16 protein-coding genes and 2 pseudogenes are annotated in these 21310 nt (G+C 71.2%); 3 read left to right on the forward strand and 15 right to left on the reverse strand.

The window, feature by feature from the left end; all coding sequences use genetic code 11:
• Positions 1-74 precede the first annotated feature (74 nt).
• A pseudogene (locus ACWCQ6_RS14490) lies at positions 75-716 on the forward strand (tetratricopeptide repeat protein); the annotation flags it as partial.
• A gap of 52 nt (positions 717-768) precedes the next feature.
• A pseudogene (locus ACWCQ6_RS14495) lies at positions 769-941 on the forward strand (NAD(P)-binding protein); the annotation flags it as partial.
• 131 nt (positions 942-1072) lie between these two features.
• On the opposite strand, the gene ACWCQ6_RS14500 reads toward ACWCQ6_RS14495, so the two are convergent.
• The 11 genes from ACWCQ6_RS14500 to ACWCQ6_RS14550 are packed head-to-tail and all read right to left on the reverse strand — an operon-like array spanning position 1073 to position 15059.
• Entirely contained in the window at positions 1073-2047 is a 975-nt protein-coding gene (locus tag ACWCQ6_RS14500; RefSeq protein WP_451088975.1) for an acetylxylan esterase, read from the reverse strand.
• Positions 2048-2051: 4 nt separating this feature from the next.
• Positions 2052-4484, reverse strand: a complete 2433-nt coding sequence (locus ACWCQ6_RS14505; RefSeq protein WP_451088977.1) for a polysaccharide lyase 8 family protein — start codon at positions 4482-4484, stop codon at positions 2052-2054.
• Positions 4485-4491: 7 nt separating this feature from the next.
• Positions 4492-5643 carry an SGNH/GDSL hydrolase family protein gene (locus ACWCQ6_RS14510; protein ID WP_451088979.1) on the reverse strand — a complete coding sequence of 384 codons (1152 nt, stop codon included), beginning with the start codon at positions 5641-5643 and terminating at the stop codon, positions 4492-4494.
• Positions 5640-6719, reverse strand: a complete 1080-nt coding sequence (locus ACWCQ6_RS14515; RefSeq protein ID WP_451088981.1) for a DUF1565 domain-containing protein — start codon at positions 6717-6719, stop codon at positions 5640-5642. Before ACWCQ6_RS14515 ends, ACWCQ6_RS14510 begins: the two co-directional genes overlap by 4 nt.
• A complete protein-coding gene (locus ACWCQ6_RS14520; RefSeq protein ID WP_451088983.1) occupies positions 6716-7318 on the reverse strand; it encodes a DUF624 domain-containing protein in 603 nt (200 codons plus the stop codon). The genes ACWCQ6_RS14515 and ACWCQ6_RS14520 overlap by 4 nt, the downstream gene beginning before the upstream one ends.
• 2 nt (positions 7319-7320) lie before the next feature.
• The gene (locus tag ACWCQ6_RS14525; protein WP_451088985.1) at positions 7321-9306 is read right to left on the reverse strand and encodes a hypothetical protein; all 1986 of its coding nucleotides are present in this window, start codon (positions 9304-9306) and stop codon (positions 7321-7323) included.
• Between the two features lie 3 nt (positions 9307-9309).
• Complete coding sequence (locus ACWCQ6_RS14530) at positions 9310-11100, reverse strand: heparinase II/III domain-containing protein (protein ID WP_451088987.1); 1791 nt, start codon at positions 11098-11100, stop codon at positions 9310-9312.
• On the reverse strand, positions 11088-11852 hold the full coding sequence (locus tag ACWCQ6_RS14535; protein ID WP_451088989.1) for an SDR family NAD(P)-dependent oxidoreductase: 765 nt from the start codon (positions 11850-11852) through the stop codon (positions 11088-11090). Before ACWCQ6_RS14535 ends, ACWCQ6_RS14530 begins: the two co-directional genes overlap by 13 nt.
• Positions 11853-11896: 44 nt before the next feature.
• A complete protein-coding gene (locus tag ACWCQ6_RS14540; protein WP_451088991.1) occupies positions 11897-12820 on the reverse strand; it encodes a carbohydrate ABC transporter permease in 924 nt (307 codons plus the stop codon).
• Positions 12807-13778, reverse strand: a complete 972-nt coding sequence (locus ACWCQ6_RS14545; protein WP_451088993.1) for a carbohydrate ABC transporter permease — start codon at positions 13776-13778, stop codon at positions 12807-12809. The genes ACWCQ6_RS14540 and ACWCQ6_RS14545 overlap by 14 nt, the downstream gene beginning before the upstream one ends.
• Positions 13779-13790: 12 nt before the next feature.
• Entirely contained in the window at positions 13791-15059 is a 1269-nt protein-coding gene (locus tag ACWCQ6_RS14550) for an ABC transporter substrate-binding protein (protein ID WP_451088995.1), read from the reverse strand.
• Between the two features lie 225 nt (positions 15060-15284).
• On the opposite strand from ACWCQ6_RS14550, the gene ACWCQ6_RS14555 reads away from it, so the two are divergent.
• Positions 15285-16376 (forward strand): LacI family DNA-binding transcriptional regulator, encoded by a 1092-nt coding sequence (locus ACWCQ6_RS14555; protein WP_451088997.1) that lies wholly within the window; start codon positions 15285-15287, stop codon positions 16374-16376.
• Between the two features lie 390 nt (positions 16377-16766).
• Here the strand turns inward: ACWCQ6_RS14555 and ACWCQ6_RS14560 are convergent, their stop codons facing one another.
• From ACWCQ6_RS14560 to ACWCQ6_RS14575, 4 genes are read right to left on the reverse strand one after another with little or no spacing between them, the layout of a single operon-like run.
• Complete coding sequence (locus tag ACWCQ6_RS14560; RefSeq protein ID WP_451088999.1) at positions 16767-17987, reverse strand: MFS transporter; 1221 nt, start codon at positions 17985-17987, stop codon at positions 16767-16769.
• Entirely contained in the window at positions 17984-18514 is a 531-nt protein-coding gene (locus ACWCQ6_RS14565) for a diadenosine tetraphosphate hydrolase (RefSeq protein WP_451089001.1), read from the reverse strand. The genes ACWCQ6_RS14560 and ACWCQ6_RS14565 overlap by 4 nt, the downstream gene beginning before the upstream one ends.
• Positions 18515-18551: 37 nt before the next feature.
• Positions 18552-19427, reverse strand: coding sequence for a phosphotransferase (locus ACWCQ6_RS14570; protein WP_451089003.1), 876 nt, complete (start codon positions 19425-19427; stop codon positions 18552-18554).
• A 30-nt stretch (positions 19428-19457) separates the two neighbouring features.
• Positions 19458-21308 carry a serine hydrolase gene (locus ACWCQ6_RS14575; RefSeq protein WP_451089005.1) on the reverse strand — a complete coding sequence of 617 codons (1851 nt, stop codon included), beginning with the start codon at positions 21306-21308 and terminating at the stop codon, positions 19458-19460.
• Between the last annotated feature and the right edge of the window lie 2 nt (positions 21309-21310).

Genomic DNA, 21310 nt, shown 5'->3' on the forward strand with positions numbered 1-21310 from the left:
CCGGCCTGGGCCCCTGGCTGCCGTCGCCCGGGCGGGGCGGCCCGGGGGTGCCGCCGGGGGGGGGGGGGCCCGCCCCCCCCCCCCCCGACACCCTGGTCACGCTCTACGAGGTGGCGTACACACTGGGCAGGCTGGGGCGCTGGACGGAGGCCCTGCAGGCCTACCAGGAAATCGTTCGGGCCCGGTCGAGGTCTCTCGGCCCCGACCACCCCGACACGCTCGCCGCCCGCTACGAGGTCGGCATCAGCCTCGGCCGCCTGGGCCGCAGCGCGGAGGCCCTGGAGCTCTACCGCGCCCTGGTGGAGGACCGGACCAGGGCGGGCGGCCCCGCCGACCCCGAGACGCTCCGCGCCCGCCACGGCCTCGGGGTCAACCTGGGGCGCCTCGCCCGCTGGGAGGAGGCCCTCACCGAGGCCCGTGACGTGTGCGCGATCCGCGAACGGGTCCTGGGCCCCGATCACCCCGACACCCTCGTCAGCCGCCGCGAGGTCGCCGTCGGCCTCGGCTGGCTCGGTCGCTGGGCGGACGCCCTCACCGTCTACCGCACGGTCGCCGCGGCCCGCGAACGGCTCCTGGGCCCCGGCCACCCCGATGCCCTCGCCGCCCGCAACGACGAGGCGCACTGCCTGGAGCAGCTCGGGCGCGGCACGGAGGCCGTCGAGCTGTACCGGCGGGTCGCGGCGGAGCGCCGCGGGCAGCAGGCGTCGCCGCACTGAGCGGGCGTCACGGCCTCTGGCCGGGGGCGACCGCGCCATGCTACGAAGAGTCATGCCCGCACCCGACAGCCATGACGCAGCGATCGTGGGCGGCGGCCACAACGGTCTGGTCGCCGCCGCCTGCCTCGCCCGCGCCGGACGGTCCGTCCTGGTCCTGGAGCGCCTGGCCGGCACCGGGGGAGCGGCCGTCTCGACGGGGTCGACGCCCGCCTGTCGCGCTACTCGCCTGGTGTCCCTGCCCCCGGCACACGCCGATGTGCTGCTCTGCGGGGCCGGTGCGGTGCGCGGCGGCGGGGTCAGCGGCATCCCCGGCCACAACGCCGCGATGGCGGCGCCGGGCCGGTGACCAGAGTCCGCTACTGGCCGAAGACGCCCCGCAGCGCGCCGAGCTTGCGCGGCAGGTCGTACTCGGCCCCGCCCTCGTGCCCGTTGTACGTGAACACCTCGATCTGCGCCGGACCCGCATAGCGGTGGTAGGCGGCGAACACCGTGGACGAGGGGCAGATCTTGTCCATCAGGCCGACCGAGAACCACGCCGGGGCGGTCGCCCGTGCCGCGAAGTTGACCCCGTCGAAGTACGACAGGGTCTCCATCGCCTCGTCGATCCGGAAGCGGTGCCCGGACAGCCAGCGGGCGATCTCCGCGTACGGTCCGGCGTCCGTGATCTGCGAGGCACGCCGGTAGTGGCAGAGGAACGGCACATCGGCCACGGCCGCCACGACATCGTCCCGCAGCCCGGCGACGGCCAGTGCGAGCCCGCCGCCCTGACTGCCGCCGAGCACCGCCACCCGCGAGGCGTCCACCGCCTCATGGGCCTTGGCCGCGTCCACCGCCCGCACCGCGTCCGTGATGAGCCGCCGGTAGTAGTGGCGGTACGGGTCCTCGATGCCCCGGGTCAGGAAGCCGGGGGAGGAGGAGCCGTGCCCGTCCGGGCCGATGTCCGGGGTGTCGGCGGTGTTCTTGCCGCCACCGCCCTGGCCCCGGTTGTCCATCACCAGATGCGCGTAGCCGAGCGCGCTCCAGGTCAGCCAGGAGTACGGAATGCCCCGGCCGCCGTTGTAGCCGATGTACTGCACCACGGCGGGCAGCGGGCCCGAACGCGTCTTCGGCAGCAGCAGCCAGGCCTTCACCGGCTGCCCGCCCCAGCCGCGGAAGCTCACGTCGAACACGTCGACGGTCGCGAATCCGGCGTCGTACGGGAGGAACTCGGCGTCCAGGTCGTGGCGGGCCGTCTCGGTGAGCGTCTTCTCCCAGAAGGCGTCGAAGTCGGCCGGCTCCTCCGGCTCCGGCCGGTAGTTGCGCAGCCGGTCCAGGGGCATGTCGAACAGCAAGTGTCTAGCTCCTCTTCAGGGTGAGGTTGAGGGTCGTGCCATGGCGGCCGGTGGTGTCGGCGGTGATCCGGATGCCGTTGCCGGCGGCTGCGGCGCTGACGCCCGGATCGGCGGAGACAACGGTCAGACCGCGCTGCGCCAGGTCCAGGACGACCGAGGACCGCAGCTGTGTCGGGTCGGACAGCGACACCTTCACCGTCTTTCCGTCCGGGCGGACCAGCACCGAGGCCGGGCCGTCCGAGGTCAGTTCCTGCGCGGTGCCGGCGGTCCAGAAGTTCGCGGCGAGCAGCCCGTCCGCGCAGCGGCGTACCGCGTGCACGGCGGTGGAGCGGGCGATCAGTCTCACCGGCGGTGCGGACGACCACTGCTTCGTCCGTTCGGCCGAGGCCGCCGGGGCCTGGAGCCAGTAGTAGCCCGCCCCGCTCGGCGCGGCGCCGTGGTCCTGCCAGAGCGTCAGATACGGGCGGGTGACCGGGGTGTCCGTACCGTACTTGAGGTTGATCTCGCGCCAGGTCGCCGTGCGGTTCTCGCGCAGGCCCTGGAGGGTGACGGGATCGGGGAAGATGTAGCCGCCGGTTCCGGCCACATGCAGCCACCGCACCTTGTCGAGCCGTGCCGACCAGCCGGCGTCCGTCGGCGCCGCCGTGCCGTTGACGAGCAGGGCCGCCCCGGGGTCGCGCAGCTTCCGGTTCTCGACCACCGTCTCGGCCGTGCCCGCGTCCGCGCCGATGCCCGAGCCGACGCAGGCGATCACGTCGTCCAGGCAGAACCAGCTCTTCAGCCCGTGCAGCGAACTCCCGTACGCGCGCAGCTCCATGCCGTACGCGCCGAGCGTGGTGCCCGGCAGCGCCGTGCCGCCCGCCCAGTCGGCCGTGCTGGTGGTGCGCTGACCTGCCGCGTCCGCCGGGCGTCCCGCGATGACGGTGGTGCCGGGCAGCCGGGCCGGGTCGACGGTCGGCCAGTAGTCCTCGCTGTAGTGCCCGAGGTCGTCGGTGTAGAGCAGGACCATGCCGTCGGAGAGGTGCCAGGCGTGCAGGTTCTCGTTCTGGATCGACTCGTAGTTGTAGATCCGGGAGGAGTACGCGGAGATGCCCAGCGAGAAGGACGGCCGGCGGTGGGCTGCCTTGTCCATCCGCGGGTGCTGCTTGTGCGCGACCAGCGGACCCCGGGCCGGCACCGGGGAGGCGATGACCTGCCGGGCGGCGACCAGCGATGCCAGGTCGGTGACGGCCAGGAAGTCCCGGTAGGTGTCCTCGGCGATCCACTGCTTGACCAGGGCGGTGAACCGGTCGGCGGTCTCGCCCGGGAAGCTCGGGATCAGGCGCACCACCGCCTCGATGACCGTCTGCGCCGACACATGGCCCTGCTTGCTGGGGCGGGCGATCTCGCGCCCGCACACCGACGCCATCACGTCGCCGCGCACCAGCAGCGGGTCGAAGCCGTCGTCCACCCAGCTGCGGATGTTGTCGAGGTCGGGGTCGGTGACCGCCCACGTGGTACCGGCGAGGAGGTTCAACAGCCGGGACAGGTTGTTCAGCAGCTCCTTGCCGTACCCGCCGTTGTACGGGTGCTTGTAGTGCTGGAGGAACGAACCGTCGGAGTAGAAGCCCTCACCGGTGCCCTCCGCCGCCGCGCCCGCGTCGTTGAAGGCGAGGACGCTGTTGGCGCCCGAACCCTCGACGTCCGAAAGAGCGTCACGGACCCGGGCGAGATCGTCGCCCGTGCCGCTGAGCACCGCGTTGACGGCGACCACGGTGGAGATCCACACGCGGTTGGCGCCGGTGGCGATCTGCCGGTCGGCCCGCCAGAGGTTCGGGTCGGGTGTGTAGTGCCGCACGGCTGAGGTGATCCGGCCCAGCCGCTCCGTGCCGAGCACGTCGTAGAGCAGCACGGTCGCGTCGTTCAGGGCGAGCGCGGAGCCGATCTCCCAGTCCCAGTCGTTGTCGAACCGGGTGTGGCCGGGGCCGTAACGGTTGGTCAGCATCCAGTCGACGCCGGCCAGCAGCAGATCGCGCAGCGTGGAGTCGCCGTACTGCGGAGTGCCGGGGACGGCCCACGCGGTCGCGACCGTGGCGAGCCGCTTGAACGACGTCGTCACGTGGTTGGAGAGCGTGGTGCTGGTCAGATCGGGGAACAGCCCGTCGGTCCGGTTCGGGTCGAGGCCCTTGACCGAGGTGGTCGCGGCCTTGCCGATCCTGGCCACGGCCGCGGCGATCTGCGGGTCCGCCAGGTCGAGGCCGGGGCCACCGGTGAGCAGGGTGTGCCAGCGGGTGCGCAGGGCGGTGGCGTCGACGATGACGGCGGGCCCGTCCGCCGCGTGCGCGGTGCCCGCGGCGGCGGTGAGCGTCAGTGGCAGCGCGGCGGCCGCGCCGAGAACCGCGGCACCGGCGAGAACGGTGCGGCGGGTGGTGCCTGGAGTGGTGCCTGGGTTCGTCATGCGGCCCTCACAGGAGATTTCGGCGGTCGACGGCCGCTGCCAGCGCGGCATGACCGGAAGGATTGGGGTGGAGTCCGTCCCCGCTGTCGTACGCGGGCAGCAGCCGTGCCGGGCTTTCCGGGTCGCGCAGTGCCGCGTCGAAGTCGACGACGGCGTCGAAGACCCGGCCGGTACGAACCGCAGCGTTGATCCGCTGCCGCACCGTTTCGAGTTCCGGCGTCCAGCGGATCCAGCCGCCGAACGGGGCGATGGTCGCGCCGACCGTCCGCAGCCCGGCGTTGCGGGCGCGCAGCACCAGCTGCCGGTACCCGGCCAGCACGCGCGCCGGATCGGTCTGGCTCGGAGGCTGCTGCAGATCGTTGACGCCGAGATGGACGAGCACGGTGCGCAGTCCGGGCAGCGACAGCACATCGCGGTCGAAGCGCGCCTGCCCGCCCGGCCCGAACCGGGCGTCGTCCAGCAGCAGCCGGTTGCCGCTGATGCCGAGATTGGCGACGGCGGAACCGGGGAGCCGCCTGGCCAACTGGTCGGGCCAGCGCAGATCGGCGTCGTCGGGGGTGCCGACGCCCTCCGTGATGGAGTCGCCCAGCACCGCGACCACGGGCCCGTGCGCGCCCGTCACCTCGACGCCGGTCAGCAGGAACACCGAGGTGGTGCGCTCGCCGTCGACGGAATGCGAGGCATGGGTGTTGCGGTGGAAGGAGAGCGGACCGGTGGGGCCGGGAAGCTTCGTCTCCACCGTCAGCCGCGCCCCCTCGGTGACACGCAGTCCGGCGACCGGGTCGCTGGTCAGCGAGGCGCCGGCGGCGATCCACGCCTGCGGCTGCCCGCCGAACGTCACCGGCAGGCCGCCCGCCGTCACCGGGCCGACGAGGACCGGGACGGTGCCGAAGGCGTGTCCGTAGCGCAGCCGGACGGCACCGCCCGCGGACAGCCGCACGTTGGCGACGCATGTGCCGTCGGTGAGGCCGGCGCTCGCCACCGTGTCCGTGGCGGTGGGCGCGGTCTGCGCGGTCGCCCAGGACGTCGTCCAGCGCGACCGGCTCGCGCCGCCGCCCGAAGGCCCGGCCGCGTGTGCCTGCGTCGCCGTGGCCGCGACCGCCGCCAGACCGGCCGCCGCCGTCAGTACCCCGCGTCTTGCGGGTCCCCGCCCGGTCACTGGGGGCACGCACCCGTCGGGTCGTACTCGGCGGCGTAGGTGCCGACCGCGTTGCCGCCGGTGTTGCCGCTCATCGTGTTGGTGCACACCGGGCCCTGCGGGGTGCGCATGAACTTGATGCCGCCGCCCGCGTTATCGGTGATGGTGTTGCCGTAGATGCTGGTGTTGATGCCGTCCGTCGCGGTGTCACCGCCGAGCCGTATGCCCGCGCCGACATTGTCGTGAATGGTGTTGTAGCGGAAGATGTTGCCGCTGCCGCGGGCGTCGAGGCCGCCGGAGCTGGAGTCCTTCTGACCGCTGCAGTCGTTGTACTCGACGTAGTTGTTGGTCGAGTTCTCCTTCACGTCCACGCACTCATTTCCTTGTGTGGCAATGGTGTTGTGATGGATGCGGTTGTTCCTGCTGATGTCGGGGGCCGCGTCCGGGGCGCCGTTCGCCCCCTGCTGCTCGGGGGCCGTGCCGAGGTAGATGCCCTCGCCGTTCTTGCCGCCGCCGCCGAACTTGAAGTCGGCGACCCCGCAGTTGGTGATCGTGTTGTCGGAGATGTCCGCCCCGGTCACCAGATAGCGCACCCGAAGGCACTCGTCGGCGGCGTTCTTCAGCGTCATCCCGTTGATCCGCAGAGCGCCCACCCCGTTGCCTGGGGTCGTGCTCATGACATAGATGAGCTTGAGGCGGTACCCCGACACATCGGTGGACGACCCGTGCAGCCCGTCCACGGTGAATCCGCTGAGCGTCGTCGAGTCGTGCTGCACCTGGATGATCCGGGCGTCGCCGGCCCCCTTCACCACGGCGTTCGACGGGCCGGTGATGGTGACACCGGCGCGTTTGGTCACGACGTCCTGCTTGTACGTACCGGCGGCGAGGTTGACCACCGCGCCGGTCGGCGCCAGATCGACCGCCTTCTGGATCGTGGCGAGCGGCGCACTCGCCGACGTGCCGGCGTTGGAGTCGCTGCCGGACGGCGACACGTAGTACGCGGTTGCGGTCCCGGCGGCCACGGAGGGTGGCGGGAAGGCGAGCGGGGCGCCCGCGGCCAGCGCGGCGACGAGGGTGGTGCGCAGTACACGGCTCATGGGGTGTGCCTCCTGGGGTCTGCGAAGGACAGTGCGAGCAGTACGGGGATGCTGGGGCCGAGGAGCAGGGGGCCCAGCGGTACGACGAGCGAGAGCAGCGCGGCGGAGATCACCGCGCCGAGCAGTGCGGTGCCACGGGCCGCCGACCCGAAGCCGAGGGCCAGCGCACCGCGTGACCAGGTGCGGACCGTTCCGTGCGGGGACCGGCCCGCCTCGGCCGCGAGCGCCACATGGTGGATGGCGAGCGCGGCCGCGATACCCACCTGCGCGGCGAGCAGCACGAAGGTCCACGGTTCCGGACGGCCCAGCAGATGGACGATGTTGGCGGTCAGCACGATCCCCGCCGCCGTGGACAGCAGACCGTGGCGCCACAGCGCCCGCCAGTACCGCGGGAAGGCGGCGAACGCGTTGGTGAAACAGCGGCTGTCACCCTCCGCCCGCCACCGCTGCAGGGCGTGCCCCATCGCGGCGAGCGCGGGAAGCCAGGTCACGACACCGAGCGACAGCACGGTGAAGGCGGCCCCGGCGGCCGCCGGGTAGGCCACGAACTCCAGCCGCCGCAGCAGCGTCGGCCAGCCGGACGAGAGGGTTGCCTGCATGATCAGCCGACCTTTCCTGTGTACGGCTCCGGGACATCGAGCAGCACGCGGCCGTCCAGCACCAGCCGGGTGGCCGCCACCACGTACGGGGCCGAGCTCTCGGCTCCGAGCAGCACCGCCGCCGCGTCGGCCGACACCGAGGCGGTGCGGATACGACGGGCGACGGGGGAGAGGAGCACGGTCTCCTCGCCGAAGGCGACGCCCTGGCCCTCCACGCACCCGACCCGCTCGGCGGGGCCCGGAGCCGCGCCCGGGACGATCGCGGTGAGGAAGAGCGCCTCCGTGGAACGAGCGGTCGTCGCACGCAGGGTGTGCAGAGTGCGGGTGAGACGCAGCTCCGGCGTGCTCGACGTCGGGTTCGCCTCGACCTCGGTGGCCTCGGAGACCACCTCGGCGTCGAGCGGAGCGAACTGCCGCACCAGGGCGGAGGCCGCCCCGGACCGGATCAGCCGGCCGCCGTCCGGCCCGGGTTCGGTGGGCCGGTCGGTCTGGAGCAGGAACGACCACTCCCGCTCCGTGTCCGCCTCGGCGAGATCCAGCAGTACGAGCCGTCCCGACGGGGTGAACACCAGCGTCCGGTCCAGCCGCCGCACCCCGAGCGCGGGGTCGTACATCGCGGCGATCTCTGCCGTGGCGTGCGCCCAGCCGCAGTCGGGACCGGCCAGCACATCGCGCTGCCGGGCCTGCCGCTCGTACGGGATGTCCCTGTACACGTGGTACCGGTCCTCGTCCGCGTACCCCTGCCCGTCCACCAGCAGCAGATTGTGGTGCGCGGCCCGCTTGCGGTTGCTGTACCCCTCGTCGACCGCGAGGAAGGCACCCTGCGAGACCAGCACGAACGAGCCCGAATCGGGGTGGTGGTGACCCTGGTTGAGGGTCTCCCAGCCCAGTTCCGCCCGGTGCTTCGCGGAGGTCTCCCACGCCTTGTGGCCACCGCCGGGGCTCGCCTTGAACGAGACGAGCGTGGCGTCGTCGTCCCACCCGGTGCGCGCCGCGAGCAGCCCGAGGTCCGGGAAGAACGCCCGTGTCTCCGTGGGCCGTGCGGCGGCCACGGACGGGTCGTACCAGAGGTATTCGAGATAGGCCTCCGGCAGGATCCCCGGCCGCACCCCGCTCTCCGACGCCTCCTGCCACAGCAGTTCACCCGAGGCGAGATCGCCGAGCCACTGCGCCTGCCGAATCCCGTACTGCGCCGCGAGACGGTAGTACAGACCGGCGCTGTGGCCGCTGCGCCGGTCGTGGCAGTCGCCGTGGTCCACGTTGAACGCGAAGCCGGGGGCCAACTGGTGCAGCCGGTAGCGGAAGGTGTTCGCGAGGAAGCCGCCCCGCCCCCACCAGTCGATGCCCTCCGCCTCCTGGAGGAGATCCAGGTGGACGGCGAGGAAGGGCACACCGTACCGCCAGTAGACGACGCCCTCGGCATGCGAACCGTCGTCCGGCATCAGGTCGAGGACCGTACCGAGGTTGTCCTTGGCGCGTTCGGTCCACTCCTCCTTGCCGAGCACATAGCCGGCCGTGGCCAGACCCGCGTAGCAGATCCAGTTGTGGTTCTGCCAGTACGACGACGACCACCAGCGACCCTCGCTCGCCACTGCGAACTCGTACATCCGCCGCCCCTGGAGCAGCAGCTTGTACCGCAGCAGCGCCCGCACCTCGTCCGGGAGTTCGTCGCCGATCCACCGATGGGCGAGCGACAGATGGTGCAGCAGCCAGCCCGCGTCCAGATCGTGGTCCGGCATATGGGCCCTGCCCCAGTGGGGCAGCCGCACCGCGGCCTCGATCCAGCGCCGGCTCTCCGCCAGATGGGCCGGATCGCCGCTCACCCGGTAGGCCAGCGCCGGGTTGGAGGCGGCGGGGCCGAGCCAGGTGATGCTGGCCAGGGGGTGCGTACGAGGCGGGGTCAGCCCGCGGTGGCGGGTGGCCTCCTCGTACAGCCGCACCTGCTGTGCGGGGCGCGGGCCGGGCGGCGGGGTCGCCGAGAGCAACAAGGGTCAGTCCTCCGTCCGGAACCGTGCGGAGCTGCCGTCGGTCAGCGAGACCGTCAGCACCCCGTCACCGTCAAGCCGTACATCGGTCACGGCGGGTCCGGCCGACGCCGCCTGGTACACCGAGGCGAAGGTGACCCGGTCCGACTGCGTGGTGAAGTCGACCCGGGTACGCACGCGCTGCGGATCGTCGGCCGGGCCCGGGCCCGGCCGGGAGACCGGACGCACGGTCGCGCCGGGGGTGTGGGTGTGCCAGCCGTGCAGGGTCTCGTCGCCGTACCAGGTGGTGCGCACCTCGCCCGAGGCCTGGAGCTGGATGTCCAGCGCGACACCGGGGCGCAGCTGCGCGCTGAGGCACCGTTCGTCCTCGGCACGCACGGTCAGCACATCGACCAGATAGCTGTCGCCGAGCACCACCCGCCGCACCGCATGCACCCCCTCGTACGCCGTCGTCACCTCGGCGGTCACGGACGAACCGTCCGAGCCGAGCAACCGCCCGGTGCACTCGGCCTGTTCGGCACCGTTCGCACGGAACGCCGGATGGGCCTCGGTCGATGCATACAGATCCCGGAACTCGGCGTGCGCGTAGGGCACTTGACCGGGATCGGGCTGCCAAGGAGTGGTGTCGCCGTACAGATACAGCGACAACTTGTCGCGATGGCCGTGCGAACCGCCGTGCGGACCGAAGTCCAGCAGCGCGTGGACGCCCGCGTGGTGCAGCACCGCGTACCCGGCGGTCGGGAACACCGTCACCGGACCGGGTGCCGCACGCTCGGGCAGCGGTGGACCGGCGAACCAGCCCCCCAGCTCCCGGTCGAGCCCGTCGTCCTGCGCGCCGAGTTCGGAACGGGCCCGGCCGGCCACCGCATCCAGTGCCGGAGACGGCACCAACTGCTGTGTCAGCGCAACGAGTTCGAGCCACTCCAGGGCGAGCGGACCGCGCAGATACGGGCCGTCGTGCAGCGCCGGCAGGATGCCGCCCGGCGTGGCGATCGCCGCCAGCACGTCCGTCATCCCGGCCAGCACATCCACCACGTCGGACGGTACCGACGCGGGGTCGGTGCCCCGCAGCGCCAGCAGCGCGGCCCGCAGGACGAACCCGTGGTAGTAGGTACTGCCCTCCCACTCCCAGCCGTCATCGGCGACCGCGACCCGCAGATGCGCGTACAGCCCGTGCTCGCCCTCCAGCCACCGCCCGGCACCGTCCCACTCGCTGCCGCGAGCCGCAGCGGCACCCCGACTCGCCGCCACACCGGCCGCGTTGAGCCATGCGGTGTAGTTGGAGGCGAGGTGGCCCTGACCCGTGAGCACGTCCCGGGCGTCGAGAGCCGCCCGCTCCAGGTCGTCGAGGAGCGGCAGCAAGGCCGCCAGATGCTCCGTGGACTCCTGGGCCAGTGTGATCACGGTGTGCCCGATGTTCACCGCCCAGATGGCATCGGTCAGCGCCTGGTGGAAGAGCCGGCCGCGCAGCATCCACGACTGGGCCTCGCCGTGCCGCTCGGTGGCCAGCTCCGCGTACAGCCCCGCGTACTCCACGAGCCGCGCCACCGCCTCCGCGCGCTCCTTGCGGTGGGCGAGCACCCGCAGATGCCGCGCCCATGCCTGGTGCGAGAGCACCAGCCAGGCGCCGCGCACCGCCTCGTCGTCCACCCGGCAGCCGTACGCACAACGCGCACCGCCCTCAGGGAACACCCCGGCGAGCAGATCGCCGTGGTCGAGCTCCACGCCGTGCGCCGGGCAGACGTACGCGTGCCACCAGCCGCCCCGCTCGCGGGCGATCCGCCTCAACGCGGCCACACGCCACCGTCGATGTCCACCGTGGTGGCGGTCAGGAAGCCGGACTTCGGCGACGCCAGGTGGACGACCGCGGCTGCGACGTCCTCCGGGGTGCCGGCCCGGCCGACCGGGATGCCGGCCTCCATCGCCTGCTGTGCCTCGGGCGCGGTGAACGTGTCGTGGAAGGCGGTGCCCTTGATGAAGCCGGGCGCCACGGTGTTGACGGTGATGCCCGTGCCGCCGAGCTCCTTGGCCAGACCCTTGGTGAAACCGCGCACACCGGCCTTCGCCGCCGCGTAGGCGACCGAGCCGGGGCCGCCGCCGTTGTGCGCCGCCAGCGAGGACATCGTGATGATGCGGCCGGCCGAGGACTCCTTGAGGTGCGGCAGGGCGGCGCGCACGGTGCGGAACGCGGAGGTCAGATTGGTGGAGAGGACCTGGTCGAAGTGGTCGTCGGACATCTCGGCGATGGTGGCCCGGCCGACCAGATGACCCGCGTTGCAGACCAGGACGTCCAGTCCGCCGAGGAAGCCGGTCGCCTCGTCGACGAGCCGGTCCACATCGCCGGTCACCGTGACATCGGCCTTGAAGGCCTTGGCCCGGCGGCCCAGCGCCTCGATCGCGGAGACCGTCTTCGCGGCCTCGTCGGCGGAGGAGTGGTAGTGGACGGCGACATCGGCGCCGGCCTCGGCGAGCGCGACGGCGATGGCGCGGCCGATTCCGTGGCCCGCCCCTGTCACCAGTGCGCGGGAGCCGTTGAGATCAGCAGACATGGAGTGAGTACCTTTCGATGAGCGGTCGTTCGGGCGACAGCCGGTCACTTGAGGCCGGCGGTCGCGAAGCCCTGCACGAAGTAGCGCTGGCCGATGAGGAAGAGAATGACCATGGGCAGGGTGGCCAGCGTGGTGCCGGCCATGAGGAAGTGCCATTGGGGACCGTTCTCCGTCTTGAAGACGGAGAGCCCCACCTGGATCACCCGCAGGCTGTCCGTGCGGGTCACCAGCAGCGGCCAGAGGAAGTTGTTCCACGACGACTCGAAGGTCAGCAGCGCCACGGTGGTGAGCGCGGGCTTGACCTGCGGCGTCATGATCCGGGCGTAGATCCGGAACTCGCCGAGACCGTCGAGCCTGGCCGCCTCCTCCAGCTCCACAGGAAGGTCCAGATAGAACTGGCGGAAGAGGAAGACCGCGAAGGGGGTGACGGCGCCGGGAATGATCAGCGCCCACCAGGAGTCCAGCCAGCCGCTGCCGCCCTGGCCGAAGATGTCGTTCCCGCCGGCCAGCGGCATGAAGCGGACGATCAGGAACTCCGGCAGCACCTTGGTGTACGTGGGGATCATCAGCGCGGCGATGAAGAGGTAGAAGATGACCTCGCTGCCCCGGAACCTGATCCGTGCCAGGGCGTACCCGGCCATCGACGCGATCACCACATTGAGCACGGTGTGGCTGAACGCGATGATGAAGCTGTTGCGCGCGTACGTCGCGAACGGCGCCGCCTTCAGCGCATCGACATAGTTCCCGAACTCCCAGTGTTCAGGCAGCAGTCCGGCGTCCTGGGAAGCGATCTCCACCGGGGTCTTGAGCGAGGTGAGCACCATCCAGACGAACGGCACCACCATCAGCAGCGAGACGACGGTGAGGGTCGCGTAGAGCGCGATCCGGCCGACGGTGAGCGGCTTGCCGTTCCTCCCGGGCAGGGACTTCTTCACGGCCCCCGGCGCGTGCAGCTCAGTTGTGGCCACGGGTGCCTCCCATGATCCGCCGGTTGACCAGGGTGAAGCCCATCAGCAGCACGAACAGCACCAGTGACTGCGCGGAGGCGTACCCGATGCGGAACTCCCGGAAGGCGGACTTGTAGATCTCGAACGTCATCATCGTGGTGCTGTTGCCCGGGCCGCCGTCGGTCAGGATGTAGATCTGGTCGAAGGACTGGAACGCGCTGATCATCGACGTGATGAGCACGAAGAACGTCGCGGGTTTCAGCAGCGGCAGAGTGATCGAGAAGAATTGGCGCACCTTGGACGCGCCGTCCACCGAAGCCGCCTCGTACAGCTCCTTCGGCAGGGACTGCAGCGCGGCCAAGTAGATGAGCATCTTCATGCCGATGCCCTGCCAGATGCCGACCAGGATCACCGAGGGCATCGCCCACGAGGTCGACGACAGCCAGGCCGGTCCGTCGATCCCGAGGAACGAAAGGAGGGTGTTCAGCAGCCCGTTGCCGGGGTTGTAGATCCACAGCCAGACCAGCGCGATCGCGACGGTGGCCGTCACCTGGGGAATGAAGACCGCGGTACGGAAAATGCCCCGCGCCTTCAGTCCGGTGTGCAGTGCCAGGGCCACGAGCAGCCCCAGCACCATGCCGAACGGGACGGTGAAGAAGGTGTAGACGACGGTGTTGACGATGGACTTGCGGAACACCGCGTCGTCCAGCATGTCGCGGAAGTTGTCCAGACCCACGAACTGCGGCGCCGTCAGCACGTCGTACTTCGTGAAGGCCAGGACCACCGACGCGACGACCGGCAGGCCGATCCAGAGCGAGGCATGCAGCAGCGCGGGCGCCACCATCAGCATGCCGGCGCGTTGCCTGCGGCGTCCCGGGCCCGCCGGGGTCCGGCCGCCGGTCCGCTTCTTCGCGACCGTGTGCCCGGTCGGGGACGGGGGCCGCGCGGGCCGTGCCTTCAATACGGATGTCGCTCCCACAGTGACGGGTCCTTACATCCGGCCGATTGCGGCCTCGGCGAGCCTGCCGAGTTCGGCGATGGCGGCCTGCGCGGACTGGCTGCCCACGATCGCGGGCTCCAGCGTGGGCTTGATCTTCTCGCGGATCTCCATCCAGGCGGTGGTGCCGCCCTCCGAGCACGCGTGGCCCATGCTCTGCAGGGAGAGATCGACGAACTTGTTCTCCTTCACGTAGCTGGTGTTGCTGAGATCCTTCAGACCGGGCACCGAACCGCGCTGCTTGGCCGCACCGAGGATCGACTCGGGCGTCGCGAGGTACTCGACGAGGGCGCGGGCCGCTGCCGGGTGCTTGGAAGTGGCGGACTGGGTGACGAGGGTGCCGCCCTGGAGCATCGCGGGCTTGCGGTTGGCGAGGATGAACGCGCCGAGCTTGTCGTCCTTGATCAGGTCCGGCGTCTGCTCCCCGACCTGGGTCCACAGGGCACTGGTCGTCATCATCATCGACGCCTTGCCGGTCTGTACGTTGGTCGGGGCGCCGGCGTCCGTCTTCTTGGCGTAGTCGGCGGAGCCGTCCTTGATCAGGTCCTTGAAGAACTGCAGCGCCTCGACCCCGCGGGCGTCGGTGAACAGCACCTTCTTGCCGTCCTCGCTGAACAGTTGGCCACCGTTGGCGAAGAGGAAGGTCTCCCAGCACTGGCGCAGATGGATGGAGAACGGGTCGAACCCGACCCGCCCGTTCTTGGTCAGCTGCTTGGCCACGGCGCGCAGTTCGGCCCAGTTCGCCGGGGTCTTCTTGATGCCGGCCTCGGCGAAGTGGTCCTTGCGGTAGACGACGATGCGGGTGTCGAGGACGACCGGCAGCGCGTACAGCTTGCCGTCGTACCGGGACGGCTCAAGCACCCGCTTCTCGTAGTCGTGCGCGGTGGCGAACTTCTCGGGCAGCTCCGCGATTGCCTTCTTCGCGGCGAACGGCGGGATCCAGCCGACGCCCATCATCAGCACGTCGGGCAGCAGGCCGCCCGCGAGCCCTGTGGTGATCTTCTCGTTGAGCTGGTCGTACGTGGTGTAGTCCACGTTCACCTTGACGTCCGGGTACTTCTTCCGGAAGCCGCCGAGGATCTCCTTCTCCAACAGCGTCTTGCCGTCGGCACCTTCGTAGATCGGGGTGAGCAGAGTGATCTCACCCTCGGCGGGGCCTTCCGCGGAGCCGGCCGTCGAAGTGCCGGTACCGCACGCGCCGAGCGCGGCGACAGCGGATCCGGCGCCGATGGCGGCAAGCAGCGACCGTCGGTTGAGTTGCATGGGACACCCCTTTTGAGGTGGAGACTGTGGATCGATCCAGCGATGAGTCCCGGCCATGGCTGGGAAGTGCCGGTAAATCGATGCACTGATGCTAGGAAGGCGTTGAGAGGGACGTCAACAGCTGATGCACATCAATTTTCGGGGATGTTAACGGGTGTACCGGTAAACGAAGTTCAGTAAATCGATACACTGGTAGGGTCAGTCGAGTTTCGAACCGGAGGTGGCATGGGCGGGGTAACGATCCATCAGGTCGCGGAGGCCGCAGGGGTCTCTGCGAGCACGGTCTCCAACGTTCTCAACGGACGGACGGACCGTATGCAGGCGGCCACACTGGCCCGCGTGGAGCAGGCGATCGAGCAGCTCAGCTACCGGCCCAACCGCGCCGCCCGGATGCTGCGCACCGGCCGCATCAAGGTCATCGGCCTCATCGTGCCGTCGGTCGCCAACCCCTTCTGGGGGGCGCTCGCACGTGAGCTGGAGGCCATCGCGCTCGCCGAGGGGTACCACGTACTGCTCTGCAACAGCGAGCGCGATGCGGCCCGCGAGCTCAAGTACGGCGAGGAGCTGCTCGCGGACGGGGTGAGCGGAGTGGTGCTGTGTTCCTCGCTGCCCTCGCTGGACCATGTGACACCGCTGCTGAGCCGCGGGCTGAAAATGGTCGCCTTCGACCGCGCCGCTCAGGCGGGCGACCCGCCGTCGCTGGCGTCCATCAGTGTGGACAACGCGATGGGCGCCGAACTCGCCACCCGGCATCTGATCGAACTCGGCCACCGCCGACTGGCGTTCGTCTCCGGTTCGGTCAACAGTGTCAACCGCCGTGAGCGACTCCGAGGCTTCCGGGCCGCGCTGGAGTCGGCAGGTCTCGACCCGGCCGACGCGATCGTCTGGCCGGGCGCCGACGCCACCGAGTTCGGCGACAAGGACGCCGCCGAGCTCGGGCGCAACGCGGCCAGGGAACTCCTCGGCGGCCCCCGCCCGCCCACCGCGTTCGTCGCCATCAACGACATGTGCGCGATCGGGATCTGCCGGGGCGCCAAGGACGCCGGGCACAGCGCCGGACAGGACGTCTCCGTGGTCGGTTTCGACGACATCCTCCTTGCCGACCTCTTCGAACCGCCGCTCACGACGGTCCGCCAGCCGTTGCCGGAGATGGCCGCGGAGACGTTCCAGCAGCTGAGGGCCCGGATCGACTCCGCCCCCGCGGCCGGACGGTCGCTGCTCATCAGGCCGAGGCTGGTCGTTCGCGAGTCGACGGCCCCGGCACCGTCCGGTGCGAGCGCCGCGGTCCCGGGTCCGGCGACGGAAAGCCCGGTGTAGGGCGCTGCTGCGGCTCCCGGCCGACGCGACGCCGGCGCCCGCAGCTCGCCGGGGTGAGGAGGCGTCGGTGGGGGATGGGGACGTCCGGCGAGGGAGGCCTCGCCGGAGCTGAGCCGCGGACGGCCGAAGAGTGCCCGCGCAAGAGGGGCGCGGCTATAGCCGCCCCGCTGATGACACAACGGCCGCCCGGCCGTCGTGAGTGTGTGCCCGGACGGAGCTCGGTGATGCCCGGACGGCGAAGCCGTGGCCTGGCGTGGGGACGAGGCGGCCCGACGCGCCGATCCGCAGGCCGGCCCCGGGCCGCGGTGGACTGCCGCCCGCGCCGGTATCCAGCCGGACGACTCCGGTCCGGCGGTGCACCCGGTGCGTCGTCGAGTACCGCCCGCATGCTCAGGCGCGATTGACGCGGTACACGTCCCGTACGCAGAGGTTGAGCACCGTGGTGGCCACGACGGCACCGGCACAGACCAGGAGCACGGTCCGGTCGGCCCAGGCATGTGCGGCGAGCGCGGTGACGAGGTAGCCGAGCGGGATGGCGATCCGCTCCCCGACACCGTTGAACGAGCTCATCCGGCCCAGCTCCGCCTGGGGTACGTGCAGTTGGAGCGCGGTGTTCCACGCCACGATCGCGACGTCCAGCCCGATGCCGGCGAGCACCGCGGCGAGCAGTACCCAGGGCAGGTCCAGGCCGAAGCCCAGTGCCGCCAGGGGCAGACAGAGCCCGGCACCGGTGAGTACGGCGACGGCCAGCAGCCGGTACGGCCTCCAACGCAGGCACACCACCGTCCCCGCCAGCAGCCCGAACGCGAACGCGCCCTGAACGAGCCCCCAGGAACGTGCCCCCGAGTAGTGTTCGGCCGCGGCCACGGGGCCGAGGAGCTGGAATCCGGCCAGCCACGCGGCGACCACCACCGTGCCCGCGGCGGTGTATGTCCACAGCCAGGTGCGGGACCGGAAGCCGGACCAGCCGGCGTAAAGATCGGCCAGGGCACTGCTCGTCGTGACCGGTGCGCTCAGCCGCAGGCCGAGCAGCAGGAGCGCCGCGACCAGAAAGCTGAGCGCATCCCAGGACAGCGCCCACGCCGGTCCGCCGATCGCGACGATCACTCCTCCGACGACGGGACCGAGCACTTTGACGGCGTTGCCCGGCAGCCGGAGCAGCGCGTTGGCCTGCTGCCGGTGCTCCGCCGCGACGACCTGCGCCACGACGCCTGCCGCGGCCGGTGCCGTGAAGGCCACGGCGATCCCCGACACGAAGCCGCACGCGGCGATCGAGGCGGTGGTTGCATGGTGTGTGGCCACCAGTGCCGCGAGCACTCCTTGAGCCGCCGCGGCCAGCAGATTGCCCAGGAACAGGATCCGGCTGCGCGAGAGCCGGTCCGCGAGCACCCCGCCCACGAGAGTGAAGACGACCGTCGGTACCGAATTCGTCGCCAGCACGACACCGAGCGAGCCCGCGCCGCCGCCCTGTCCGATCACCGCGTAGGCCAGTGCGATCGGAGCCATCGCGGACCCGGTCGCCGAGACGAGGTTGGCGAGCACGAACCGCCGGAAGGCGGGAACCCGTAAGGGCGTCGGGCGGGGCGTGGAAGGTTCGGTGGTGGTCTTCACGTCTCGTCCGTGACCGGTGCGCCGGGAGCCGTGGGGCCGAGGGTCTGTCGGTCCTGCTCCGGGGACCGGTCCAGCTCCTCGGTGATCGCGGCCCGCAGCGCGTCGTGTCGCGGGCCGAGTGCGAAGCGTCCGTCGCTCCATCGGTCACGGGGGTACAGCCAGACGGGCAGGCCCACCAGATCGCCCGGTTCCCACTCGTAGCGGGGCCACACATGTGCGTGCAGGAACCCGTCGGTATTGCCGAGGATCTCCAGGTTCACCCGGCGGAACGCGGAGTCGGTACGGCGGCAGGCCCGTTCGACCGCTTCGCCGAGCCGGTCCATGTCGGACAGGAAGGCCAGCCGCTTGGCCCTCGGGAGTTCCGACAGGCGCTCCACTCCTGGTTCGTCGACCAGGAGCACCGAGTACCCCGGCAGGAACTGCACATCCCCGATCACGGCGAACCCCGCGTTCAGGTGGCGCATGACAGTCGGGTTCCCGCCCCGCAGGGCACTGCCTATTCGGTTGTTCTTCCAGTTGGAGATCACCACCGGAACCTACAGCGTCCCGCCCCGTCCGGATCCGTCACAGGCGCTGTTCGGCCAGATCCAGCCAGTGCCCGACCTCGCCCGGGGCGAAGTGCCGGATCGCCCAGTCGGTCATGCGCAGACTCATATGGGCCCAGCAGGGACGCAGGATCTCCTCGGGCAGGGCATCCAGGATGTCGTCGAGGCGACGGACGACGTCCGGCGCCTGCTCCTTCGCGTGCAGTCCGAAGCGCAGGGTGACCAGGTCGAACCGGCGGTCTCCCCGCCCGGCGCCGTCCCAGTCGATGACTCCTGTGACCGTACCGTCCACGGCGAGCAGGTTGCCGTGGTGGAAGTCCTGGTGCACGACATCGTCCCCGCCCAGACGGGGAGGGTGATCGGCGCCGACCGACCTGATCCGCCGCTCCAGAGCGGCGCCGCGCCGGCTGTGCCGACGCAGCGGCTCGTGGAGGCAGTAGCCGGGGCCGTCGTCGAGCAGATACAGGTTCATCGACGGGACCTGAGGGCGCTCGGTCAGCAGCTGCGCCTGTGACGCGTTGAGGGCGAGAGCCCGGTCCAGCCCGTGGCGGTCCAGGAACTCCACCGGTGTGCCCGGCAGAAGCTCCTGGACCAGTACCACCGCACCGTCGACCTGGAGCGCCAGCTCCGTCGAGGGGCAGGGATACCCGCGGGCGCCCAGCACCTCGCACACCGCCAGCGGACCTGCTCGCATCTCCTCGATCCGGGTGTCCGGCCGCCACTTGAGGACCGAGCGGCGGCCGTCGGGCCACCGCACGTACGCGGCGCCGACCTCACCGCCCGGACAAGGCCCCTCGACCTCCAGCCGTATGCCTGTCCGGGCGTGCACGGCGGCTGCCGACCGGTCGGCGTCCAGGCGCTCGGCGCGCATCCAGCTCTGCGGTGATGTGGTCATCGGGACATTGTCCGGCACGGCCCGGCGCGCTCAGTCCGCCGACGCCGTCCAGCCCAGGGCCTCGATGCGCGCGGCGTCACCGGGCCGGCCCTCGTCGAAGACCGTACGGCTGCCGTCCTCGACCCGGACGGCGTCCACGTACGCCCCGCGGCCGACGTAGAGCTGATCCGTCGTGTACCGCCACCGCAGCCGCACCTCCTTGCCGCGCCAGGCGGCGAGATCCGCGTCGAGGCGGTGCCATATCCGGCCGGACCAGCCGGAGACCGCGCCGGTGGGATGCGACACGCGCTCGGGGTGGGGACTCTGCTCCGTCGCTACGGTGGTGAACGGTACGGGCTGCCAGGTCGCCCCGGCGTCGCCCGACGCCTCGAGGAAGAGGAAGTCGGAGCCGGGCTCGGTGTCCCACCACAGGGTCGAGCTCAGCCGGGCGCGCGAGGAGGCCAGGCGCAGCGCGGGCAGCGTGAGGGTGGCCGATGCTGCGCTCGCCATTCCCGAGAACCATGCCGTGCGGCCACGCGCGGGGCGGACCGCGACGGCCCGCGCCATCCGGTTGGCCGTGGCGACGCGCGGCGCGCTGCCCGAACGCCAACTGCGGACCGGGTGCACAGAGTTGCCGAGCACGATCAGGAACGAGTCGGTCGTCGGGTCCAGCACGAGACTGGTGCCGGTGAAGCCGGTGTGGCCCGCGGTGCGCGGTGTGGCCATCGCGCCCATGTACCAGTGCTGGTAGAGCTCGAAGCCGAGACCGTGCGCATCGCCGGGGAACGCGGTGTTGAAGTCGGTGAACAGCAGATCGACCGACTCGGCGGAGAGGATCCGTGCGCGGCCGTACACCCCGCCGTTGAGGAGCGTACGGGCGAGGATCGCCAGGTCCCAGGCGCAGGAGAAGACCCCGGCATGGCCCGCCACCCCGCCCAGGCTGTACGCGTTCTCGTCGTGCACCTCGCCCCAGACCAGTCCGCGGTCCAGCCCGGACCAGGGCAGCCGGGCGTCCTCGGTCGCGGCGATCTTCGGCTTCCAGGACGCCGGGGGGTTGTACCGGGTGCGGTGCATCCCGAGCGGGGCGGTGATCTCCTCACGGAGCAGGACGTCCTGCGCGCGGCCGGTGATTTTCTCCAGGACCAGCTGGAGCGAGATCAGATTGAGGTCGGAGTAGAGGTACACCGTGCCGGGCGGGTTGGCCGGCGCCTCGCTCCACAGCAGTTGCAGCTTTCCCTCCCGCGTCGGCGCCTTGTACAGCGGGATCCAGGCGCGGAAGCCCGAGGTGTGCGTGAGCAGCTGACGGATCGTGATGTCCTGCTTGCCGCCGCCGGCGAAATCGGGCAGGTACGAGGCGACCTTGGCCTCCAGCTCCAGCGTCCCGCGCTCGATCTGCTGCACGGCCAGGATCGAGGTGAACAGCTTCGAGACCGAGGCCAGGTCGAAGACGGTGTCCTCGGCCATGGCGATCTGCTGGTCGGGCGGGAACTCCACCCCGGTGTCGGTCTTCTCGTCGTACGCCGCATAGCGCACGGCCTTGCCGATCGGCCGGTGCAGGGCCACCGTACCGCCGCGCCCGGCGAGCAGCACCGCCCCCGCGTACCAAGGGTGCTTGGGGGAGGCGGAGAGGAACTTCTCCGCGTCGGCGACCAGTTGGTCCAGCGGTTCCTGGAGCAGCCCGGCACGGGCGGCCGGTCCACGCCGCAACGTCGGCCGGCCCTGCCCCGACGCGGTGCTCCCGAGCGCCCCAGTGCGCATGTCCGACGATCCCGTCCCCGACTCCATGGCCGACGCCCGCTCCGCGAACGGAATCGGCGCCAGGGCGAGTGCCCCGCCCAGGGCCAGCATCCCACCGCCCAGCCTCCGCCGGCTGATTCCTCTGCCCGCCGCGTCCTCGGTCATCC

It is taken from the genome of Streptomyces sp. NPDC001880 (assembly GCF_053594575.1).

Bases quoted from the DNA above. Each gene is read 5' to 3' on its own strand.
- ACWCQ6_RS14575 (WP_451089005.1), bottom strand. From the start codon at position 21,308: ATGACCGAGGACGCGGCGGGCAGAGGAATCAGCCGGCGGAGGCTGGGC.
- ACWCQ6_RS14550 (WP_451088995.1), bottom strand. From the start codon at position 15,059: ATGCAACTCAACCGACGGTCGCTGCTTGCCGCCATCGGCGCCGGATCC.
- ACWCQ6_RS14505 (WP_451088977.1), bottom strand. From the start codon at position 4,484: ATGACGAACCCAGGCACCACTCCAGGCACCACCCGCCGCACCGTTCTC.
- ACWCQ6_RS14520 (WP_451088983.1), bottom strand. From the start codon at position 7,318: ATGCAGGCAACCCTCTCGTCCGGCTGGCCGACGCTGCTGCGGCGGCTG.
- ACWCQ6_RS14555 (WP_451088997.1), top strand. From the start codon at position 15,285: ATGGGCGGGGTAACGATCCATCAGGTCGCGGAGGCCGCAGGGGTCTCT.
- ACWCQ6_RS14515 (WP_451088981.1), bottom strand. From the start codon at position 6,719: ATGAGCCGTGTACTGCGCACCACCCTCGTCGCCGCGCTGGCCGCGGGC.
- ACWCQ6_RS14535 (WP_451088989.1), bottom strand. From the start codon at position 11,852: ATGTCTGCTGATCTCAACGGCTCCCGCGCACTGGTGACAGGGGCGGGC.
- ACWCQ6_RS14570 (WP_451089003.1), bottom strand. From the start codon at position 19,427: ATGACCACATCACCGCAGAGCTGGATGCGCGCCGAGCGCCTGGACGCC.